At 69.6% G+C, this 19,125-nt stretch carries 22 protein-coding genes; 11 read left to right on the top strand and 11 right to left on the bottom strand.

All coding sequences use genetic code 11. The annotated features are described in order from the left end of the window. Positions 1–13 precede the first annotated feature (13 nt). Both ACGHC0_RS18345 and ACGHC0_RS18340 read right to left on the bottom strand, forming a co-directional pair. Entirely contained in the window at positions 14–349 is a 336-nt protein-coding gene (locus ACGHC0_RS18345) for an I78 family peptidase inhibitor (protein WP_368352337.1), read from the bottom strand. A gap of 116 nt (positions 350–465) precedes the next feature. After that, positions 466–1,869 carry an SPOR domain-containing protein gene (locus tag ACGHC0_RS18340; protein WP_415266396.1) on the bottom strand — a complete coding sequence of 468 codons (1,404 nt, stop codon included), beginning with the start codon at positions 1,867–1,869 and terminating at the stop codon, positions 466–468. Between the two features lie 234 nt (positions 1,870–2,103). Between ACGHC0_RS18340 and ACGHC0_RS18335 the strand changes: the two genes are divergently transcribed. Beyond that, positions 2,104–2,910, top strand: a complete 807-nt coding sequence (locus ACGHC0_RS18335) for an SDR family NAD(P)-dependent oxidoreductase (protein ID WP_415266395.1) — start codon at positions 2,104–2,106, stop codon at positions 2,908–2,910. 46 nt (positions 2,911–2,956) lie between these two features. Here ACGHC0_RS18335 and ACGHC0_RS18330 read toward each other — a convergent pair whose 3' ends face one another. Genes ACGHC0_RS18330 through ACGHC0_RS18320 form a run of 3 tightly spaced genes read right to left on the bottom strand, consistent with a single transcriptional unit; the run spans position 2,957 to position 6,437 of the window. Beyond that, positions 2,957–4,240: a class I SAM-dependent methyltransferase gene (locus ACGHC0_RS18330; protein ID WP_415266394.1), complete on the bottom strand. Its 1,284-nt coding sequence runs from the start codon at positions 4,238–4,240 to the stop codon at positions 2,957–2,959. Then, a complete protein-coding gene (locus tag ACGHC0_RS18325; RefSeq protein ID WP_368352333.1) occupies positions 4,237–5,052 on the bottom strand; it encodes a DUF1365 domain-containing protein in 816 nt (271 codons plus the stop codon). The genes ACGHC0_RS18330 and ACGHC0_RS18325 overlap by 4 nt, the downstream gene beginning before the upstream one ends. Next, on the bottom strand, positions 5,049–6,437 hold the full coding sequence (locus tag ACGHC0_RS18320) for an NAD(P)/FAD-dependent oxidoreductase (RefSeq protein ID WP_368352332.1): 1,389 nt from the start codon (positions 6,435–6,437) through the stop codon (positions 5,049–5,051). Before ACGHC0_RS18320 ends, ACGHC0_RS18325 begins: the two co-directional genes overlap by 4 nt. A gap of 104 nt (positions 6,438–6,541) precedes the next feature. On the opposite strand from ACGHC0_RS18320, the gene ACGHC0_RS18315 reads away from it, so the two are divergent. Further along, positions 6,542–7,207, top strand: a complete 666-nt coding sequence (locus ACGHC0_RS18315) for a sigma-70 family RNA polymerase sigma factor (RefSeq protein WP_368352331.1) — start codon at positions 6,542–6,544, stop codon at positions 7,205–7,207. After that, complete coding sequence (locus tag ACGHC0_RS18310) at positions 7,204–7,875, top strand: ChrR family anti-sigma-E factor (RefSeq protein ID WP_368352330.1); 672 nt, start codon at positions 7,204–7,206, stop codon at positions 7,873–7,875. The genes ACGHC0_RS18315 and ACGHC0_RS18310 overlap by 4 nt, the downstream gene beginning before the upstream one ends. A 1-nt stretch (position 7,876) precedes the next feature. Here the strand turns inward: ACGHC0_RS18310 and ACGHC0_RS18305 are convergent, their stop codons facing one another. The 5 genes from ACGHC0_RS18305 to ACGHC0_RS18285 form a co-directional block, all read right to left on the bottom strand. Next, the gene (locus ACGHC0_RS18305; protein ID WP_368352329.1) at positions 7,877–8,296 is read right to left on the bottom strand and encodes a DUF2177 family protein; all 420 of its coding nucleotides are present in this window, start codon (positions 8,294–8,296) and stop codon (positions 7,877–7,879) included. 62 nt (positions 8,297–8,358) lie between these two features. Beyond that, complete coding sequence (locus ACGHC0_RS18300; protein WP_368352328.1) at positions 8,359–9,006, bottom strand: DUF6134 family protein; 648 nt, start codon at positions 9,004–9,006, stop codon at positions 8,359–8,361. Next, entirely contained in the window at positions 9,003–9,827 is an 825-nt protein-coding gene (locus tag ACGHC0_RS18295) for a DUF1295 domain-containing protein (protein ID WP_368352327.1), read from the bottom strand. Before ACGHC0_RS18295 ends, ACGHC0_RS18300 begins: the two co-directional genes overlap by 4 nt. A gap of 18 nt (positions 9,828–9,845) precedes the next feature. After that, the gene (locus ACGHC0_RS18290; protein ID WP_368352326.1) at positions 9,846–10,904 is read right to left on the bottom strand and encodes an SAM-dependent methyltransferase; all 1,059 of its coding nucleotides are present in this window, start codon (positions 10,902–10,904) and stop codon (positions 9,846–9,848) included. 121 nt (positions 10,905–11,025) lie between these two features. Further along, the gene (locus tag ACGHC0_RS18285; RefSeq protein WP_368352325.1) at positions 11,026–12,660 is read right to left on the bottom strand and encodes a hybrid sensor histidine kinase/response regulator; all 1,635 of its coding nucleotides are present in this window, start codon (positions 12,658–12,660) and stop codon (positions 11,026–11,028) included. Positions 12,661–12,834: 174 nt separating this feature from the next. On the opposite strand from ACGHC0_RS18285, the gene ACGHC0_RS18280 reads away from it, so the two are divergent. The 5 genes from ACGHC0_RS18280 to ACGHC0_RS18260 all read left to right on the top strand — a co-directional run bounded on the left by ACGHC0_RS18280 (position 12,835) and on the right by ACGHC0_RS18260 (position 15,507). Beyond that, positions 12,835–13,311 carry a DUF421 domain-containing protein gene (locus ACGHC0_RS18280; protein WP_415266393.1) on the top strand — a complete coding sequence of 159 codons (477 nt, stop codon included), beginning with the start codon at positions 12,835–12,837 and terminating at the stop codon, positions 13,309–13,311. Between the two features lie 141 nt (positions 13,312–13,452). Beyond that, complete coding sequence (locus tag ACGHC0_RS18275) at positions 13,453–14,028, top strand: cysteine hydrolase family protein (RefSeq protein WP_368352324.1); 576 nt, start codon at positions 13,453–13,455, stop codon at positions 14,026–14,028. Positions 14,029–14,124: 96 nt separating this feature from the next. Next, positions 14,125–14,319: a DUF3606 domain-containing protein gene (locus ACGHC0_RS18270; protein WP_368352323.1), complete on the top strand. Its 195-nt coding sequence runs from the start codon at positions 14,125–14,127 to the stop codon at positions 14,317–14,319. Between the two features lie 25 nt (positions 14,320–14,344). Then, positions 14,345–14,761: a hypothetical protein gene (locus ACGHC0_RS18265; RefSeq protein ID WP_368352322.1), complete on the top strand. Its 417-nt coding sequence runs from the start codon at positions 14,345–14,347 to the stop codon at positions 14,759–14,761. A gap of 104 nt (positions 14,762–14,865) precedes the next feature. Beyond that, positions 14,866–15,507, top strand: a complete 642-nt coding sequence (locus tag ACGHC0_RS18260) for a DUF4142 domain-containing protein (RefSeq protein ID WP_368352321.1) — start codon at positions 14,866–14,868, stop codon at positions 15,505–15,507. A gap of 35 nt (positions 15,508–15,542) precedes the next feature. Here the strand turns inward: ACGHC0_RS18260 and ribD are convergent, their stop codons facing one another. Beyond that, complete coding sequence (ribD, locus tag ACGHC0_RS18255) at positions 15,543–16,676, bottom strand: bifunctional diaminohydroxyphosphoribosylaminopyrimidine deaminase/5-amino-6-(5-phosphoribosylamino)uracil reductase RibD (protein WP_405045302.1); 1,134 nt, start codon at positions 16,674–16,676, stop codon at positions 15,543–15,545. 80 nt (positions 16,677–16,756) lie between these two features. Here ribD and pilV point away from each other — a divergent pair, with 80 nt between their 5' ends. The 3 genes from pilV (at position 16,757) to ACGHC0_RS18240 (ending at position 19,124) form a co-directional block, all read left to right on the top strand. Then, the gene (gene pilV, locus ACGHC0_RS18250) at positions 16,757–17,434 is read left to right on the top strand and encodes a type IV pilus modification protein PilV (protein WP_368352319.1); all 678 of its coding nucleotides are present in this window, start codon (positions 16,757–16,759) and stop codon (positions 17,432–17,434) included. Beyond that, entirely contained in the window at positions 17,431–18,480 is a 1,050-nt protein-coding gene (locus ACGHC0_RS18245; protein ID WP_013595853.1) for a PilW family protein, read from the top strand. The genes pilV and ACGHC0_RS18245 overlap by 4 nt, the downstream gene beginning before the upstream one ends. 65 nt (positions 18,481–18,545) lie before the next feature. After that, a complete protein-coding gene (locus ACGHC0_RS18240; protein WP_013595852.1) occupies positions 18,546–19,124 on the top strand; it encodes a pilus assembly PilX family protein in 579 nt (192 codons plus the stop codon). Position 19,125 lies beyond the last annotated feature (1 nt).

The following is a 19,125-nucleotide window of genomic DNA, read 5'->3' as shown; positions in this document are numbered from 1 at the left end:
GCAGCGCGGCAGGTCAGCCGCAGCGGGCCGCGGTGATGCGGCCGGAGTTGTCCACCTCGAGATTGAGGCGTTGCGGGTCGTATTCCTTGGTGACCATCTGCCCGGGGCGCAGCAGCCGTGCCAGCTGGGACCCGGACCGCACGCGCGCATCCTCGACCACCCTCGCGGTGCTGTTCTGGCCGATCAGGGCCTGGGCCGGCTGGGCGTTGCAGGTGCCGCCCATGGGGGCGCCGGTGGGGCCGACCGGCGCCGGCGCGGGCTGTCCGCCCCACGGCATGTTCGCCGTGCTGCAGCCACCGGCGAGGAGTGCGAAGGCGGCGGTGGCGAGAAGGCTGGCAGTGGTGCGCATGGATGGAAGCTCCGTCATCTGAAAAGGTGGGCAGGGTGTCTGTTGCCGGACCTTAGCGCAGCGGGCGGTCCGGGATCGTCACGAGCGGTAACACGGGGCTGCAGCGGACGGTGGCGTCACGGACGCTGCGCCGCCGCGGCCGCGGTTTCCAGCCCGAGGGCGCGGATGCGCGCGGCGGCTGCATTGGCTTGCGACGCCGAGGTGAACGGGCCGGCGCGCACCCGCAGCAGTTCGCGGCCATCTGCCGCGGTGACCGGCTGCGTGGCCGCCGGAATGCCGGCCCCCCGGAGCATGCCGTGCGCGCGTTGCGCATTCGCAGGCTCGGCAAAAAGGCCGACGTTAATGTAGAGCTTGCGTGCAGGCACCGTTGCGGAGTCGGCGCGGTCCGCGGTGGCAGGCGCAGCTGGACGCGAAGCCGCCGAGGGGCTCGTGCGGCGGGAGGCGGCGCTGGCCGGTGCCTGGGCCGGCCGGGTGGCGGTGGACGCCGCGGCGGAGGCCGCCGGGGACCGCGCAGAGGCGTTGCCAGCTGCGGTGGGGGATGAAGTGGCGGATGCCGGCGCCACGGCCGGAGAGGGTGTGGCTGGAGAGGATGTGGATGCCGCCGGGGCGGGACCTGGCATGGCTTGGGTTGCCGCGGCCGGGCCGGTGATGGGCGGCGATGTTGCCCTGGAGCTGGCCGGTGCCGGAGCCTGCGCTGCGGGAGGGACGGGCCGGGACGCCCCGTCGGCCGGATCGGCTGCCGATGGCGCGGAGATGGGGGCGGCAGGTGCTGAAGCGAGGGGTGAGGGAGGGTAGGGGACGGAGGCCGGATCCGCGGTACCTGCGGAAGCCGGTGCGTCCCCGGACAGGCCGGAAGGCGCGTCCGACGCAGGCGCCTGCACGGCGGACGCGGTGGCCCGTGGGCCCTCCGCGGCAGCAGGCGGCGCATGGGAGGCGGTGGCAGGCCCCATGGCGGACAGATCCGGCTGGAACAGCAGCAACGCGGCCAGCAGCAGGGCCAGCATGGCGTTGGCCGCGCCGATCCACAGGAGCCGGCGCTGCGTCGGCGCATTTTCTTCCAGCCGCTGCTGGGCCTGGGCAAGCGTGGCGGAGGCCGCGAGCGCCTTGGTGATCCGCTTGCGGATTTCGCCATGGACGATGGCGTTGCCGTAGAGCCCCGGAATCACGGTAGCCGCCAGCAGGACCGCCAGGCCCAGGCCGGCGAGCACCGGAAGCGGCCAGGTGCCGGTGTAGCGGCCGACCGCGACGGCCAGGAGCGCCAGGCCCTCGAGTGCGGCGACATAGACGAGCGCTGCGCTCCACAGCTGCCGGAACACCATCCAGTTGAGCGTGAGCAACGCGGCGGCCCAGTTCCACCCGGGCAACGCGCGGCCGGCTTCGTCGAAGCGCTCGAAGGCGGGCAGGTACCTCGCCGCGCCGATAGGGCCCAGGGCGGCGCGGTACAGCGCGGCCATGGTGTTTTCCGTGGAGCGTCGGGCGGTGGTGGCGGCCGTGACCGCGTAGGCCGATGGTGCGGACATGGTCCGGATTCTGGCATGGGCCGCCTGCGGCCCGGCAGGCCGCCCGGCATGGGAAAGCGCGATTTTGTCGCCGGCCGGTGCGGGGTGGTGTCCGACAGTCGGACACCGCTGCCGATTCCACCATGGTGCATGTCCAGGCGCCCGGACCACTGCTGCCCGTCCCGTCCTGCGCGGACAGCGGCAGTCGTGCGGGTGCCGCGCCTTTCACGCATCTGATCGGAAAGAGGTCTCGCAATGAAATCGATCGAAGGTAATGGGGACGCCCTGCGGCCCCTGGCGGTGGTCACGGGAGCGTCGTCCGGGATCGGCCTGGAACTGGCGCGTTGCGCCGCCCGGGGCGGCTACAACCTGGTACTGGCGGCGGACACTCCCCTCAACGGGGCCGCCGACGCCTTGCGCGCCGAAGGCGCGGAGGTCGAGTTCATCCAGGTGGACCTGGCCACGGCCGAAGGGCTGGAAAAACTCTGGGCGGTCGTCGGCGACCGCATGGTGCATGCGCTCATGGCCAATGCGGGCCACGGCCTGGGCGGGGCCTTCCTGGACCAGCCGTTTGCCGACGTGCGCCACGTGATCGATACCAACGTGACCGGCACCGTGTGGCTGGTGCAGCGCGTGGCACAGCGCATGTGTGCGGCCGGCCGGGGGCGCATCCTCATCACCGGATCGATCGCCGGCTTCCTGCCCGGCAGCTTCCAGGCCGTGTACAACGGCACCAAGGCGTTCGTCGATTCGTTCGCTGCCGCGTTGCGCGACGAACTGCAGGATTGCGGTGTGACGGTGACCTGTCTCATGCCGGGTGTGACCGACACCGCGTTCTTCGAGCGGGCGGGCATGCTGGACACGAAGTTCGGCACCCAGTCCGGCAAGTCCGATCCCGCCGAGGTGGCGCGCACGGGCTACGCAGCGATGGAGGCCGGTGAGGCGGACGTGGTGGTGGGGCTGGGCAACAAGCTGCAGGTGGCCCTGGCGAAGATGGCACCCTCCCAACTGGTCGCGGCGCAGCACCGGAAGATGGCCGAGCCCGGCACGGCCGACCGCTAGCGCGGCTGCAGGGCGGTACGGTGGGGCGCTGCCCCGGGCGGACTGCTCAACTGCCGGCGTGCTCGAGGGTATAGAGGCCCACGTCGATGTGTCCCGTGCGGAACCCGGCTTCGCAATAGCACAGGTAGTACTCCCAGAGCCTGCGGAACGGCTCGTCGAAGCCCAGTGGCTCGATGGATGGCCAGGCGGACTGGAAGCGCTGGCGCCATTGGGCCAGGGTGGTGGCGTAGTCGGGGCCGAAGGTCTCGCTGGAGCGGATGCGCAGGCCTGCACCCGCTGCCTGGCTTGCCAGCACCGAAGGCGAGGGCAGCATGCCGCCCGGGAAGATGTACCGCTGGATGAAGTCCGCCCCCGAACGGTAGTGCTCGAAGTGGCGGTCCGCGATGGTGATCACCTGGAGTACGGCGCGCCCGCCCGGCCGCAGGCGGTCGCGCAGGGTGGCGAAGTAGGTGGGCCAGTAGGATTCGCCGACGGCCTCCAGCATCTCGATGGAGACGATGTGGTCGAAGGTGCCGGGCACGTCCCGGTAGTCCTGCAGCCGCAGTTCCACGGCGTCCTGCAGTCCCGCCTGCCGCGTGCGCTCCTGCGCGAAGCGCAACTGCTCTGAAGACAGCGTGATGCCCGTCACCCGGGCGCCTCGCCGGGCCATGTCCTGCGCCAGCGCGCCCCAGCCGCAGCCGATTTCCAGCACGTTGTCGCCGGGCTGCAGGGGCAGGTGCTGCGCGATGCGCTCCAGCTTCACGGCCTGGGCCGCCTCGAGCGATTCCGTTCCCGTGGGATAGATCGCGCTGGAGTAGAGCATCGAGGGGTCCAGCCACTGGGCGTAGAAGTCGTTGCCCAGGTCGTAGTGGAAGGCGATGTTGCGCCGGCTTCCGCCGCGGGAGTTGGAGCGCAGCAGGTGGCGCAGCCGGCCCGCCCAGCGTGCCGGCCAGCCGCCTCCGGTGGCACGGCTCCAGGGGGCCTCGTTGCGGCTGCCGCACTCCAGCAGGGCTGTGAGGTCCGGCGTGGACCATTCACCCTGGCGGTATCCCTCCGCCAGGCCGAGGTCGCCGCCGGCCAGCAGCCGCCACACGGGCTTCCACCCGTGCAGGACCAGGGCCGCCTGCGGTCCGGGCTCTGCGCCGGCACCATGCAGGGCCCTGCCGTCCGGCAGGTGCACCGAGAGCGACCCGCAGGCCATGCTGGAGAGCAGACGGCGCAGCAGACGTTCCAGGGGGCGGTGCAGCCAGGGCCGGCGGGCGGAGCGCCGCGCATGCGGCAGGTGGTGGACGGACGATTCCGTGGACAGGCCGCTCGCGGCCTTCGTGGGCGAGGTGGAGGAGGGCGTCATGTTTCTTCGGGGCGGATGATGGTGAGGTGCCGCTCGGGGGCCGGCGGCTTGGCATGGACTTGCACGCCCTTGAGCCAGATCTGCAGGGCCTCCCAGTGGATCGCGCCCATCACCTTCAGCGTGAGCAGGGGATGCGTGAAGAAGGCGCGGACGAGCGCGCCGTCCGTCAGGGGGCGCATGCGCAGCCGCCATGCCGCGTGGAGCACGGGGCCGGCGGCGTCGCCGGCCGTCACGCCGAGCGACAGCCCGTCGCCGGGGACCTGCGGGCGCCGCAGGTCGAATGCATAGCGCAGGGACAGGGGCAGGAAGGGCGAGACATGGAAGGACTTGCCGCATCCATGGCGCTGCCGTGCCTCGTGCGCCTGCGCACCGGGCACCGCCACCAGGTAGCTGTGGCGCTCGCCGAAGGTGTTGTTCACTTCGTAGAGCACTGCGAGCAGGCCGCCGTCGGGCCGGTGGCAGGCATATACCGTGAGCGGATTGAAGGCGTATCCCAGGATGCGCGGCATGGTCAGCATGCGGATGGGGCCGATGCCCGTCAGGATGCCCGCCGCGGCGAGCTGGCGCTCCACGTGGCTGCGCAGGGTCTCGCCCGTGCCCGGACCGTAGTCCCGCTCGTGCAGGCTGAACAGGTTGAAGCGGTTGAGGGAGAAGAGACGCAGACGGCGCGCCAGCTCCGGCAGTTCGTCCACGTCCAGCCAGAGCGCATGGACGCGGTAGCGCAGGCGGTGGCGTGCGGGGCGGTGGCGCTGGTGCGTGACTTCCCCGACGCACAGGGCGCTTCCCGGCACGGGCACGGTCGCGGGAATCATGCCGGTGCTCCGGGCGCATGCGCCGGCGCGCAGTGGATCCGGCCCGATTCGTTCGGCACGGTCCAGGGGCGCCGCACACCGCCCAGGGCCTCCGCCACGGCGAGGCCCGCCTGCAAACCATCCTCGTGGAAGCCCGCGCCGAAATACGCGCCGCAGAACCAGGTGCGCCGCTGTCCCTGGAGGCTCCACAACTGCCGCTGGGCGCGCAGCGCGTTGCCGTCGAAGATGGGGTGTTCGTACGTTTGCGTGTGCAGCACGTGGCGGGGATCGGGTTCGCGGACCGGGTTCAGCGTCACGAACAGCGGCAGGTCATCGGGCAGGTGCTGGAGCCGGTTCATCCAGTAAGTCACGCTCAGGCCGTCCGCCAGGCTGCGGTCGCTGGCGTAGTTCCAGCTGGACCAGACCGCGCGGCGGAGCGGCATCAGGGCCGGGTCGCTGTGCAGAACGGTGCGGTTGCGGCTGTAGCCGAACGCGCCCAGCCAGCGCGACTCCTCCGGCGTGGCATCGGGCAGCAGGCGCAGCGCCTGGTCGGCATGGGCCGCGATCACCACATGGTCGTGGCGGCGCGATTCCCGCGCATCGGCGGTGCGGACATGGATGCCGCCTTCCGTGCGGCGGACCTCCACGGCCGCCCGTTCGAGCGACAGGCCGTCCTGTCCCAGGGCGGCCACGAGCTTTTCCACATAGCGGCGGCTGCCGCCCCGGACCGTGCGCCATGCGGGCCGGTGGCCCAGGTTGAGCAACTGGTGGTTCTCGCAGAACCGGACGAAGGACTCGGTGGGGTACTCGCCGATGCGTGCGGCAGGGGTGGACCAGATGGCCGCCGCCATGGGGTAGAGGTGGTCTTCGCGGAAGGCGCGGCCGAAGCCGCGGCGGTCCAGGTATTCATCCAGGGGCAGCAGCCCCATCTCCTGCGCGTCGCCCGGGGCGAGGCGGTAGAAGCGCACCAGATCCCGGAGCATGGACCAGAAGCGCGGGCGCAGCAGGTTGGCGCGCTGCGCGAACAGGCCGGACAGGCCGGAGCCGGAATATTCCAGCGCTCCGCCGTCCATGCTGACTCCGAACGACATGTCGGTGGCAACGGTTTCCACCCCGAGGTGCGCGAACAGGGCCGTCAGGTTGGGGTAGGCCGATTCGTTGTAGACGATGAACCCGGTATCGACGGCCACGGTGCCGGAGGGGCCCGGTACCTCCACGGTATGGCTGTGGCCGCCGGGGCGCGCATCGGCCTCGTACACGGTCACCCGGTGGCGGCTGGCCAGCAGCCAGGCTGCGGCCAGGCCGGAGATACCGCTGCCGATGACGGCGATGTCGAGCGGGCCGTTGCGGGGTGCTCCGCCTGCTGAGCCGCCGCCAGCGGCGGACATGTCTGGTGTTGTTCTCATTGGAGTCCTCGGATGCTGCCGTGCTGTACGCATCTGCCGGGCTCTTGGATTGCGATGCCGCGGAGCGTGATCTAATCCGCCCATCGCTGCGTAATGGCAGCACCATGACCATCGTCCGCAAGCCCCTGGCAGAGCAGCCTCCCGCGAGGACCGCCTCCGCTCTGCCTCCCTACCTGTCGATTGTGTCGAAGTATCACACCGAAGGACTGCCTTCATCGCCTTCGTCGGAAGCCTGGATCGCCCTGGTGCGAGCCGTGGCCGAGCACGGGGACCGGCAGGCCTTCGCGGCGCTGTTCAAGCACTTCGCCCCGCGGGTGAAGGCCTACCTGATGCGCCTTGGCCTGGCCGAGGGCGTGGCGGAAGACCTCGCGCAGGAAGCGATGGTCAATCTCTGGCGCAGGGCAGGCACCTTCGATCCGGCCCATGCGGGTGTCTCCACCTGGGTGTTCACCATCGCGCGGAACCTGCGCATCGACCATCTGCGCCGCAAGTCCAACCAACTGTCCGACAACGACGAGGGGCTCGACATCGCGATGGACGACGATGGCCCCGAGGAACTGGCCTACGCAGCCCAGTGCGAAAACGACGTGCGGCGGGCGATCGAGTCGCTCGCCCCTGAACAGGCGCAGGTGCTGCGCCGCTCCTTCTTCGAGGACCAGCCCCACGCCCGGATCGCCGAGGATCTCGGCATCCCGCTGGGGACCGTGAAATCCCGCGTGCGCCTGGCCGTACGCCACCTGCGCCGTCTGCTCGGCGCCCATGCGCCATGACGATCCACCACCACCCTGGAGATGACCTGCTCCTTGACCTGGCCGCGGGGCGGCTTCAGCCGGGGCCGGCGCTGCTGGCTTCGGTGCATGCCGAGATGTGCCCGCAGTGCGGGCAGCGCCTCAGGGCCCTGGAGGCGGTCGGCGGCGTGTTGCTGGAGTCCCTGCCGCCCGAGACGCTGAGGCCCGACGCGCTGTCCCGCGTGCTGGGCGCCATCGATGTCCTTCCCGGCGACGAGGCACGCCGGCCGGGTGCGGCCACCACGCCCGTGGCGGGCGGCCCCGACTGGCCTGCGGGAGCACCGTGGCCGCAGGCGCTGCGCGGCGTTGCGTTTTCGCCCTGGAAATGGATCGCCCCGGGCATGCGCTGGAGCCGCCCCCTCTCGCCGCCGGCCGGCGACGTGAACGTGTTCCTGCTGCGCATCGGCCCCGGCCGCAGCCTGCCCTCCCATACCCACGGCGGTCTGGAATGGACGCAGGTGCTGCACGGCGCCTTCCATGACGGACATGCTCTGTTCGGCGCGGGGGATTTCGATGCCGCCGATGGCAACGTGCACCACCAGCCGGTGGTGCAGGGGCCGGGGGACTGCATCTGCCTGGCGGCCGTCGATGGCCGCCTGCGCTTCGACGGAGTGCTGGCGAGGCTGGCGGGCAGCCTGGTGGGAATGTAGGTCAGGCCGACGCGGGCGGAAACCACCGCAGGACCACCGCGCAGGCGATCGCGCTGGCGGCCCCGGTGGCGACCGTGCCCCAGGCCATGTCCATCGCGGTGACCTGCCAGGGCCAGTCGCGCAGCACGGCCTGGTTGGTCAGCCCGAAGGTGGCATAGGCCACCAGCCCGAGCGCAGCGCCCAGGCCCAGGGCCTGCTGCCAGCTCTGCTTTTCCACGCCCGGCACGACGGCGAAAAAGACCATGCCCGCCACGTACAGCAGGTAGAACACCACCGCGGGGGTGATGGAGACGCCTTCCTGCATGAGGTGACCGATGTTGGGGCGGTACAGGCGCTGGGCCATGGTGCCGAGCCACACGGAATCCAGCGCGAGGAAGGCGAGGGCGGTGGCGGCGTAGGCGATGGCATAGGTGCGTGGCATGGTCGGCTTTCGGAAGATGGGGATGGAGGGGAATGCGGTGGTGCGGCGGGGGGCGGATATCGTCATGGAAGCCGGTAGCTGAGCTTGCGTCCGCCGCGCACGGTGGAATCCAGCCCCACCCATTCGCCGGTGTCGGCGGCGTACCAGACGTCGATGGGGTTGCGGGGCCCGGCGATGCGCCAGCGCGTTGCCGCGCGGGGCTGGCCGCGCACGGTGATGGAGCCGTCTTCCTCGCGGGATACCTGCACCGGCTCGAGCTTCCCGCTCTGCGGGTCCAGCAGTTGCCGGGAGTCCAGGATGGCCGGATTCCAGTAGGCGAAGCTGCGCGTGCAGGGGCCGTCCGGCGCGAATTCCTGGCGCACCGTGCTGCGTTCTCCGTCGTCGTCGGTGTCGGCCGCGATGCGCCTCAGGCAGTTGCCACGCCACTGCTCCCGGGCTTCATGCCGGTACCGGTATACCGCGATGCCCAGCATTTTCACCGTGAAGCGTGCCGAGCTTTCCAGCTGGCGGCTGCCGCCCTCCAGGGCGCCGAGCCGGAACCGGTGCTCGCCGATCGGGCTGCCGTCCAGCGACACGGTGAAGTTCCATTGCTGCTCCGTCGAACCCTGCGCATGGGCGCCCGCCGTGGCTGCTGCCAGCAGCAGACCGGGCACCAGCCTCCAGGCCAGCGCGGCGGCCCGCGGGCGCCGGGAGCGCGCGGGCCCGTTCACGAGGGCCTCCCGGACCGCGGCGGCATCGGTATGAAGGCGCTCGTGCGGCGCTGGTACTCGCGGTAGGCCGGCCTGCGCGAGTGCATGTCCTTTTCGAGCAGTGCCACCCCGGAGACCCGCAGGAGCAGGGTGGTCATGAGCAGGGGGGAGACGATGCTCCAGAACGCCGGCAGGCCGGCCAGCCCCAGGGCCGCCAGCCAGAGGCCCCACCACACGCAGGCCTCGCCGAAGTAGTTGGGGTGCCGGGTGTAGCGCCACAGGCCCTGGTCCATCACCCGATCCCCACGCCCGCCCTGGCGCTTGAACCGGGCCATCTGTGCGTCCCCCACGGCCTCGAACACCAGGCCGAAAACCGCCACGGCCAGGCCGGGCAGGGCCTGCCAGGCAGGCCCCGGGCGGAGGAACGCCGCCGCGGCGAAAAGCGGGGCGGATACCACCCATGCCAGCACCGCCTGCAGGCCGAAGACCAGGTACAGGCTCCTGAGCCCGAAGCGCTCGCCGTGGCGTTCCCGCATGGCCTGGTAGCGGCGGTCCTCGCCGTGGCCCCAGTTGCGCAGCGTGATGAAGACGGCGAGCCGGGCCGCCCAGGCGGCCGCCACGCCGACGACCCACCACGCCGCACCGCCCTCCGAGGCGGGGTTCAGCCGCAGGGCATACACCACGCCGGCCCCGGCGATCATCGGGCCCCAGACCCGGTCTACCAGGCTCGCATCGCGGCGTGCCAGGCTGACGGCCCAGGTGGCCAGCGCCACGGCGACGGTCCATGCCAGGCCGCCCAGCGCGGCTTGCCAGGAGGCGTCTGTGCCAAAGAAGTCCGCCATGCCGGCCTCCCGTTTTCGTCAGGCCGCGCCGTGCGCGGGCCGCTTGTCGAACAGGTAGTGGCTGACCCACCACTGCTGCCCGTCGCCGTAGGCGAAGAGTTCTTCGACGGCCAGGAAAAAGAGCCGCCAGCGCGTCCACCAGGTATCAGCGTCGGGGCCGTACACCTGCAGGAACAGCGGCTGGAGCTCCGCGTGGTGCGCGTCCATGTTGTCCAGCCACGCCCGCGATGTCTTCGCGTAGTGTGTGCCGTCCCATCGCCAGCGCCGCGCAACGCGCAGGTCGTCCTGGCAGTGCAGGGCCAGGTCGTCGCTGGGCATCATGCCGCCCGAGAAGAAATGCTCGCTCATCCAGTCGCTGGCATCGCGGGCGACGAACGGGTAGGGCGCCTCCCGGTGGGTGAACACGTGCATGAAGAAGCGGCCGTCGTCGGCCAGCCAGCGTGCCACGTGCGAGAAGGCGCGGGGCCAGTTGCGCAGGTGCTCGAACATTTCCACCGACACGATCCGGTCGAAGCGCTCCGCGGTGTCGAAGACGTTGAAGTCGCAGGTCTGCACGCGCACATTGCTCAGTCCCCGCCGCGCGGCTTCGGCCTCGATGTACTGGCGCTGGGAGTGCGAATTGGAAATGGCCGTGATCGTGCTGGCCGGGTAGCGCGCCGCCATCCACAGCGTCAGCGAGCCCCAGCCGCAGCCCAGTTCGAGGATGCGCTGCCCGTCCTGCAGGCCGGCATGCTCGCAAGTCTCGGCGAGGGCGGCTTCCTCGGCCTGCTCCAGGGTCGTGGTGCCGGCCGCCCAGAGGCAGCAGCTGTACTTGCGGTGGGGCCCAAGCACCTTGCCGAAGAATTCCGCAGGCACCTCGTAATGCTGCTCGTTGGCTTTCTCGGGAACCAGCGCGAGCGGCGCCGAGCGGATGCGCTCCAGGAAGGCCTGGGTCTGTTCCGCCGCGGATACCCCGTCGCCGCTGCGCAGTTCGGCGAGCCGGTCTTTCAGCAGCCGGCGGATGCCGTGCCGTACGAGCCGGTCGGGGAGCAGGCCCCGTTCGACGAGGCGGATGGCGGTGGCGGTGTTCTGCAGCATGCGAGGGGCTCCGGCGTGCGGCGTGCCGGGTGGCCCGCCTGGTTCCGGGCTGTACGCGGCGGCCTCCCATTTGGATTGCAGGACACCGGCGCGCCGGCGTCCCGCGGCTGCCACCGCGGGTTCAGGTCTTGGTGCCGGTGGCGCCGTCGAGCACCATGCGCACGCGCCGGGCGAGATCCGCCAGGCGGTAGGGCTTCTTCAGGATCTCGAATTCGGTGGGCGCGACGTTGGCGAGGCTGCCCATGTCGCGGTCGAATCCCGTGGTCAGCAGGATATGGATGCCCGCCACCGTCTTGCGCATCTCGCGGGCCAGTTCGTAGCCGTTCAGGCCACCGGGCATCACCACGTCGGTGAAGAGCAGGTGAGGCAGCGCGGACGGCTCCAGGGAGCGCACGAGCTTGAGGGCCGCGTGCGCGCTGTGCGCCACGTGGACCGTGTACCCCAGGCCCTCCAGCATGGCCTGGGCGAGGTCGGCCACTTCGACGCGGTCGTCCACGACCAGCACGGTTTCCGTGCCGCCGCGCGCATGGGGGGCGAGCGTCTCCACCAGTTCGGGGTGCGTGCGCCCGTGCACGGCGGGGAAGTACATGCGCACCGTGGTACCCACGCCGACTTCGGAATAGATCGTGACGGCTCCGCCCGACTGCTTGGCGAAACCGTACACCATGGACAGCCCCAGGCCGGTGCCCTTGCCTTCTTCCTTGGTGGTGAAGAACGGGTCCATCACGCGCGGCACCATGTCGGCCGGGATGCCCGCACCGGTGTCGGTCACCGACAGGGTGGCATAGGGGCCCGGCGGCAGGCCGGAGAAGGCGTGGCCGTCCTGGGCGTGCAGTTCGATGCCGCGCGTCTCGACCCGGATGTGGCCGCCGTTGGGCATGGCGTCGCGGGAGTTGAGCAGCAGGTTGAGCACCGCCACTTCCAGCTGCGTGGTGTCCAGTTCGCAATTGGGCACGTCGTCGCCGAGCACGTAGTCGATCTGGATGGCTTCGCCCAGGGTGCGTTCGGCCAGCGAGGCCATGCCCGTGGCCAGCGCGTTCAGGCTGACGACCCGGCCCTGGAGCTTCTGCTTGCGCGAGAACGCCAGCAGCTGCTGCGTGAGCGTGGACGCCTTGCCGACGGCACTGCGGATGCTGTCGATGGAGCGGTCGATGTCCTCGCGGGTGAGCTTCTGGCTGCGGTTGCGCACGCGCATCACGTCCAGGTGGCCGGACATGACCTGCAGCAGGTTGTTGAAATCGTGCGAGATGCCGCCGGTCAGCTGGCCGAGCGCCTCCATCTTCTGTGCCTGCGACAGCGCTTCCTCGGCGTCGCGGCGCCGGCTCACGTCGAGCTGGGAAGCGAAGAAATAGACCAGCTCGCCGCGCGCGTTGTAGACCGGCGAGATGAACAGCGCATTCCAGAACGTGGAGCCGTCCTTGCGGTAGTTGAGCAGCTCCAGCGAGATCTCGCGCCGCTGCTCGATGGCCTCGCGCAGGGCCGCGACGGTGTTGCGGTCGGTGGCGGGGCCCTGGAGGAACCGGCAGTTGTGCCCGAGGATGTCCTGCGGCTGGTAGCCCGTCATCGCGACGAAGGCGCGGTTGCAGAACACGATGGGGTTGTCGGGCTGCCGCGGATCGGTGACCAGCATCGGCATCCGCGTGGTTTCGATGGCCGCGAAAAAGATGTCGTCCTTGTGTTCGGCGACTTCGGAGGGGGCGCCTTCTGCGACGAAGGGGCGCGCCTGGCCGGTGATGGGGGGCTTCTCGCTGCTCATCCGGCGGACTATACGGACAAACCGCGGCCCTGCCCATTTGCCCCGGTCCGGCCGGCCTGTAGGCGCAGGCGCCGACCACCGCAGCTGGCGGCGGCGTCCTACGCGGCGTGGCGCGAGCGACGGATGAAGGCTGCCGGTTTCCTTGCCAAGATGGGGCCAGGGAGGATCGGTTCCATGTGGGATTTCGATGTGGATTGGCTGGAACTGGTGCTGCGCGGAGTGCTCGTCTATCTCGCACTGCTGTGCATGCTCCGGGTTTCGGGCAAGCGGACGGTGGGGCAGTTCACCCCGTTCGACCTGCTGGTGATCATGCTGCTGAGCGAGGCCGCCAGCAATTCCATGACGGGGGGCGACAACTCCCTGCCCGGCGGCCTGCTGGTGTGCGCGGTGCTGATGGCACTGAACGCGGCCGCAGGATTCCTGAGCGCACGCAGCCGCGCGGTGGAGGCCGTGCTGGAAGGCGAGGCCGTGCTGGTGGCGCGCGACGGCCATGTTTTCCGCGACGCGCTGCGCCGGCACCGGGTATCGCGCAGCGACTGGGAAAAGGCGCTGCGCGAGGCAGATTGCGACGAGTCCGCGATACGGCTGGCTTTCCTGGAGGCGGACGGCAGCATCGTCATCCAGAAGACGCAGGGCGCGCAGGCCGAGTGAACTGGCCGGGTACGCGCAACCCGGCGGCCTCGGTCCTTGCGGACATACAGATGCGCGGTGGATTCGGCGCTTTCCTACGGCGCCGGCGCGCTGTGGCGGGGAATCCTTGGCGACATCTTCACTGCCCGTGTCCCCCCATCCGTGTCTTCCGCCGCCTCCCTGCGCCGAACCCGTCTGCCCCGCAACCAGGACGTGCTGCTCCTCGTGGACGTGGTCAATCCGCTGAACTTTCCCGGTGCCGACGACCTCCTGCCGGGCGCCCTGCGTGCTGCGCGTGCCACCCTGCGGCTGCGGGAGCGCCTGGAAAGCCGCCGCGTACCGGTGATCTATGCGAATGACAACTACGGCACGTGGCACAGCGAATTCAGCGACCTGCTCGCGGCCTGCCGGCAATTGCCCGGAGCGCGTGGGGAACTCGCCCGCCTCATGGCCCCCCGGCCGCGCGACCTGACCCTGCTCAAGCCCTGCCATTCCGCCTTCCAGTCCACGCCGCTGCTGCACCTGCTGCGGCAGATGGGGACGCGGCGCGTCATCGTCGCTGGCCTCGCCGCGGACATGTGCGTGATGCTGAGCGCCACCGATGCACGGATGCTCGGCTACGACGTCTGGGTGCCCGGGGACTGCACCGCCGCCGAAACCCCCACGCGCAAGCGCAGCGCACTGCGGCAACTGGAAGAAGCCTTCCAGTGCGATGTGCGGCCCGGAAACCTGCTGTGACAGTTCCAGCATGGACGGCGGGGCTTGTCCTACGCCCAGGCTGCGGCGAGCCGCCCAGCATGGATGCATCGCACATGCATTGCTGAGGAGATTTTCATGGCAGACGACAAGACCAAGGTGGGCGGCGCGGACCGGCGGCGCATCAACCTCTCGGAAGACTACGAAGTGCGCGACTGGGCCTCCGTGCTCAATTGCGACGAGTACGAACTGCGCAGGGCCGTGCAGGCCGTCGGCAATTCGGCGGAGGCCGTGCGCAGCTATCTCGCACAGAACCGCGAGCGCACGCAATGACAGCCCAACGCACCGGAGAACACCCATGAAGCCTGACGACACCTCCACCCCAGCCCTGCCCGACACATCCCGGGAAGCCATCGCGGCTTCCGGGCAGGAGCGCCGGCGCGACACCGGCCACTACGACCAGTACGGCATGCGCGACGATCCCCGTCCCGCCGCCACCCCCGCCGGCGCGGAGAACCTCGCCACCGGCGAAGGCGCGCGCCGGTTCGGTGCCAGCGGCGACGAGAGCACCTACGGCAACCGCGAACGCCAGCGCCCCGGCGACCAGCATTCGGACCGGCTGCAGACCGGGCCGATCGCATCGGTCGATTCCTCCGGCTCGGCACGGGGCCTGGGCCTCGACTACGGTGGTGATCAGCCCGAAGGTCCCATGCCATCGTCCCGCCAGGGGGCAGCCCTGATCGGCGAGACGCGCGACCGCGGTCGCCAGCATTGACCGGCATGCCCGGCCCGCGCGATGCCGGGCCTTCCGCGTGAGCGCGGGTGTTCCTTTTTCTTTCCTTTCCTTTTCCCTTTCATGACAGCAAGAAGGAGCACTCCATGAACCACCGCCACCTGATGATTTCCGCGTCCGTCGCCCTGGCGTGCGTCGCCTACGCGGCCGGAGCCGCCGCCCAATCCCAGCCACCTGCCCAGTCCCCCACGCACGAGCAGCCGCGGGCCGGTGCCGCCCGGGCCGTGGACGGTGCGGAAGGGCTGGTATCGCGCCTGACGCGGGCCGACAAATCCTTTCTGGACGACGCCGCCCATAACGGCCACGCCGAGGTCAAGAGCAGCCAGCTGGCGCTGCAGAAGGCCCGGAACCCCAAGGTACGCGCCTTCGCGCAGCAGATGGTGGACGACCACACCCAGGCCAACCAGGAACTGGCCGCCCTCGCGGCCGGCAAGAACGTGCGCGTGCCCGAAGGGCCGTCCCTCGTGCAGGAAGGCAAGCTCAAGCTGCTGGGCATCGCCGACGGCGCGGACTTCGACAAGCGCTACATGGAAACCATGGGCCTGCAGGCGCACCGGGACACGATCGAGCTTTTCGAGAAGGGTGCACGGGATGCCCGTGATCCGGAGGTGAAGGCTTTCGCTCAGAAGACCCTGCCGAAGCTGAAGCAGCATCTGGAGATGGCGCAGCAGGCGGCGGGTGAGGTGGGGGTGAGCGGCGACAAGGTGGATGCCGCCCGCAAGCCGTAGTCTGGTGCCGATCCGCGGGGTAGAAGCGATGCGGTTCAGGCTATGGATACCCGGTCGTTCATCCTCGCACAAACCCGCAGATCCGGCCCCACCTGGGCGACCGAGCGGATGGTGAGCCCGAGCGCCTGTCCCAGGTCCGGAAGCGGGCCGAACGGCGCAATGCCTCTTCCTTGTCCGAGGAGCTTGGGGGCGAGGTAGAGCAGCACCTCGTCCACCAGGCCGGCCGCGCACAGCGCTCCGCTGGCGATGGCGCCTGCTTCCACATGCACCTCATTGGCTTCCCGTGCCGCGAGGTCTGCCATGACGTCGCGCAACGCCACCCGGCCGTCGGGGCCGGGCAAGTGAACGACCGTCGCGCCCGAGGCGCGCAGCGCGCTCTCTTTCGATTCGTCCCTGATCGCGCAATAGACCACCACACTGCGCTCCTGTGCTCGCAGTAGTGCCGCATCCGGCGGGGTGCGCAGCCGGCTGTCGAGCACCGCGACCCAGGGCTGGCGTTCGGTAGGCACCTCGCGCACATCCAGCCGCGGATCGTCCGCGAGCACGGTGCCCACGCCGGTGAGGACCACGCAGGCGCGTGCGCGCCAGGCATGCACGTCGGCGCGCGCCGCGGCGGAGGTGATCCACTGGCTTTGCCCGTCCGGCAGCGCCGTGATTCCGTCCAGGGACGCGGCGGACTTCAGCCTCACCCAGGGCATGCGCCGCACCATGCGGCTGAGAAATCCGATGTTCAACTCCCGTGAGGCCTCCGCGCCCGGGCCCACTTCCACTTCGACCCCTGCAGCGCGCAAGCGCTCGAACCCCTGGCCAGCGACGCGCGGGTTGGGGTCACCCAGCGAGGCGACCACGCGGGCGATGCCAGCTTCGACCAGCGCATCGCAGCAGGGGCCTGTGCGGCCGTGGTGGGAGCAGGGCTCCAGGGTGACATATGCCGTGGCTCCCCGGGTGGCGTGGCCCCGGGCCTGGGCATCGCGCAGGGCCATGACCTCCGCATGGGGCCCTCCGGCGCGCTGGGTCGATCCCTGGCCGATGATCTGCTGGCGGGCATCGACCAGTACACAGCCCACGCGGGGATTGGGGGAGGTCCTGTAGAGCCCTTCTTCCGCCAGCCGGAGCGCAAGCTGCATGAAATCGGTAGGGGGAGAGGCCGGGGAGAAAGGCGTGGACATCCCGGCATTTTGCGCCGACTGGTCGGGTTGGCCTGCCGAACGGCATCGCCAGGCGCACGCACCCGCCCTAAGATTCCGGCATGGCCGATAACAGTTTGTTGTACTCCTTACGTTCGCGCAGGCGGGCGGAAAGGGCATCGCCGCGGCGTCGGAAATCAGGGTTTACCCTGATCGAGGTCCTGGTGTCCATCGTGGTGCTTTCGTTCGGGATCCTGGGGCTGGTCGGGGTGCAGGCCTTCGCGCTGCAATCGACGCGGGAGGCTCGCCTGCAGGCCCAGGCCGCCAACCTGGCCCGCGAAATGGCGGAGATGATGCGCGGCAACAACCAGATCGGCATCAAAAGTGATGCCAGCTTGAACCCGTACCTCATCAGTCTCCAAAGCCCGTTGGCCCCGGCAACCGCCAGTTACTGCCTGGGCGTGGCGTCGTCGTCCGCCTGTGCTGATGGCACGGCCGTTGCGCGCGCGGAATTGACCGATTGGCTTACTCGGCTGGATGCTGCCCTGCCCGGCGCGCGGGTGGTCATCTGCTTCGACAAGGCACCCTACGACAGCAATGGCATGCCGCAATGGAACTGCACTGCTGGAACTGCCGGCGTGGATGAGGTCGCGGTGATCAAGATCGGCTGGACCCGCAAATCCACGCTGCGCGCGTCTGCTACCAGCGATGGCGTGGAAACCGCCACGGCCACCGGCAGCTATCCCTACGTGGTGTTTCCCGTCACGAGCGGCAACCCGATGGGGGCCCCTTCGCTATGACTCGCTTTTCCCATCCCGTGACCCGCCGGTTACGGCAGAACGGCCTGACGCTCGTAGAGCTGATGGTCGCCATGGTCATCAGCCTGCTGATCGTGCTGGCCGCGGCCGTGAGCCTCGTGGTCGCCCGGCAGGGCTTCAACAACGTTGACGCTGCATCGCAACTGCGCGACAACGCCCGTTTTGTGGAAGACATGGTCCAGCGCCTGGGCGTGCAGGCGGGCTACCGCGATCTGTTCCATGCAGCCTACGATGAAAGCGCCAGCACCACCGGGCTTGATCCGTCTGCGGTGCCCAATACCTTCGTCTATGGTTTCAACAACAAGGCGCGCGCATCTTCAGACAACTGGTACGAAGCCAGTACGGCCCGCACTTCAGGCAGTCTGGGATACGGCAGCGACGTGCTCGTGCTGCGGTTCCAGCCGGCGACATCCAACAGCGATGCCACCAAGACGGACAAGGGAATGATCGACTGCTCCGGCAATACCCCCCAGGTGGGTGCGAAAGACCGCTATGACCGGGTGACGAGCGTGCTGCATGTCGCGATCAGCAATGACGGGGAGCCCGCACTGATGTGCACGACCTGGACACGCGATCCTGCGACGGGAAATCTCTCGCGGTCCGACCCGCTTCCCCTGATCTCCGGCGTCGAGGATTTCCAGGTGCTCTACGGCGTGGACGGCATTCCCGCCAACAATGCCACCATGCCCGCCGCGTCGACGGTGGACAGCGTTCAGGACCGTTTCCTGCGCGCCGATCAGATCACGGTGTCGGATTCGCTGGTGTCGGCCGCAAACTGGCGCCGTGTGCGCAGCATCCGGATCGGCATGGTGCTGCGAGCCGCACCGAACTCGGCCGTGGACCGCACCTCCCAGACCTTCTACCCCCTGGGCACTGCCAAAGGGTCGAGCGGAGGGTCCATCGGCAGCATGTTCGCCGATACCACCAACGATCCCGGCACCGTGTTCACTCCCGCGGCCGACGGCCGGCTGCGGCAGGTGGTCACTTTCACCGTGCATTTGCGCAACAACCAGCGGGAGCCTGGATGATGTCCCGATATCAGCCTGAAATACGCGCACGAGGCGGTGCGCCCTGTGGCCGCTCGGAGGCTGGCATGTCGCTGATCGTCGTCCTGCTGATACTGGTGGTGGTCTCCATCCTGGGCGTGGCGGGAATCCAGATCTCGATGATGGGCGAACGCTCGACCCGCAACGACCGCGACAAGCAGGTGGCGTGGCAGTCCGCGGAGGCAGCGCTTATCGATGCGGAGCTGGACATCCTCGGCAAACCCGATGCCGCCACCGTTACCAAGCGTGGGGAAGTCTTCAAGCGGGGCAGCACGGACGTCACGAAGTTCCTCCCGGGTTGCGGGGGAGATCAAAGCGCCAAGAACCTGGGTCTTTGCTACACCCTGCCCGGCGTCGCGCCCGCATGGTTGACGGTGGATCTGGCCTCGTCCACGAATCCCCAATCAGTGGCCTTCGGCACGTTCACCGGCCGTGCTTTTCCGTCGGGGCAGGCCGGTTTGCAGCCGGCCGCGCCGCCGCGTTACGTGATCGAACTGGTGGAAGACCCCGAGGGCGCCCGCACCACGGCGCCCAAGGACCGCAAATACATCTACCGCGTGACCGCCATGGGATTCGGCCCTAGTGCCTCCACCCAGGGCGTCCTGCAGATCGTCTACAGAAACTGAG

The organism is Acidovorax sacchari (assembly GCF_042847045.1).
GTDB classification, from domain to species: Bacteria; Pseudomonadota; Gammaproteobacteria; order Burkholderiales; family Burkholderiaceae_C; genus Paracidovorax; species Paracidovorax sacchari.
The sequence above is the reverse complement of the archived record's forward strand: the minus strand, read 5'-3'. Positions and strand labels throughout refer to the sequence as shown.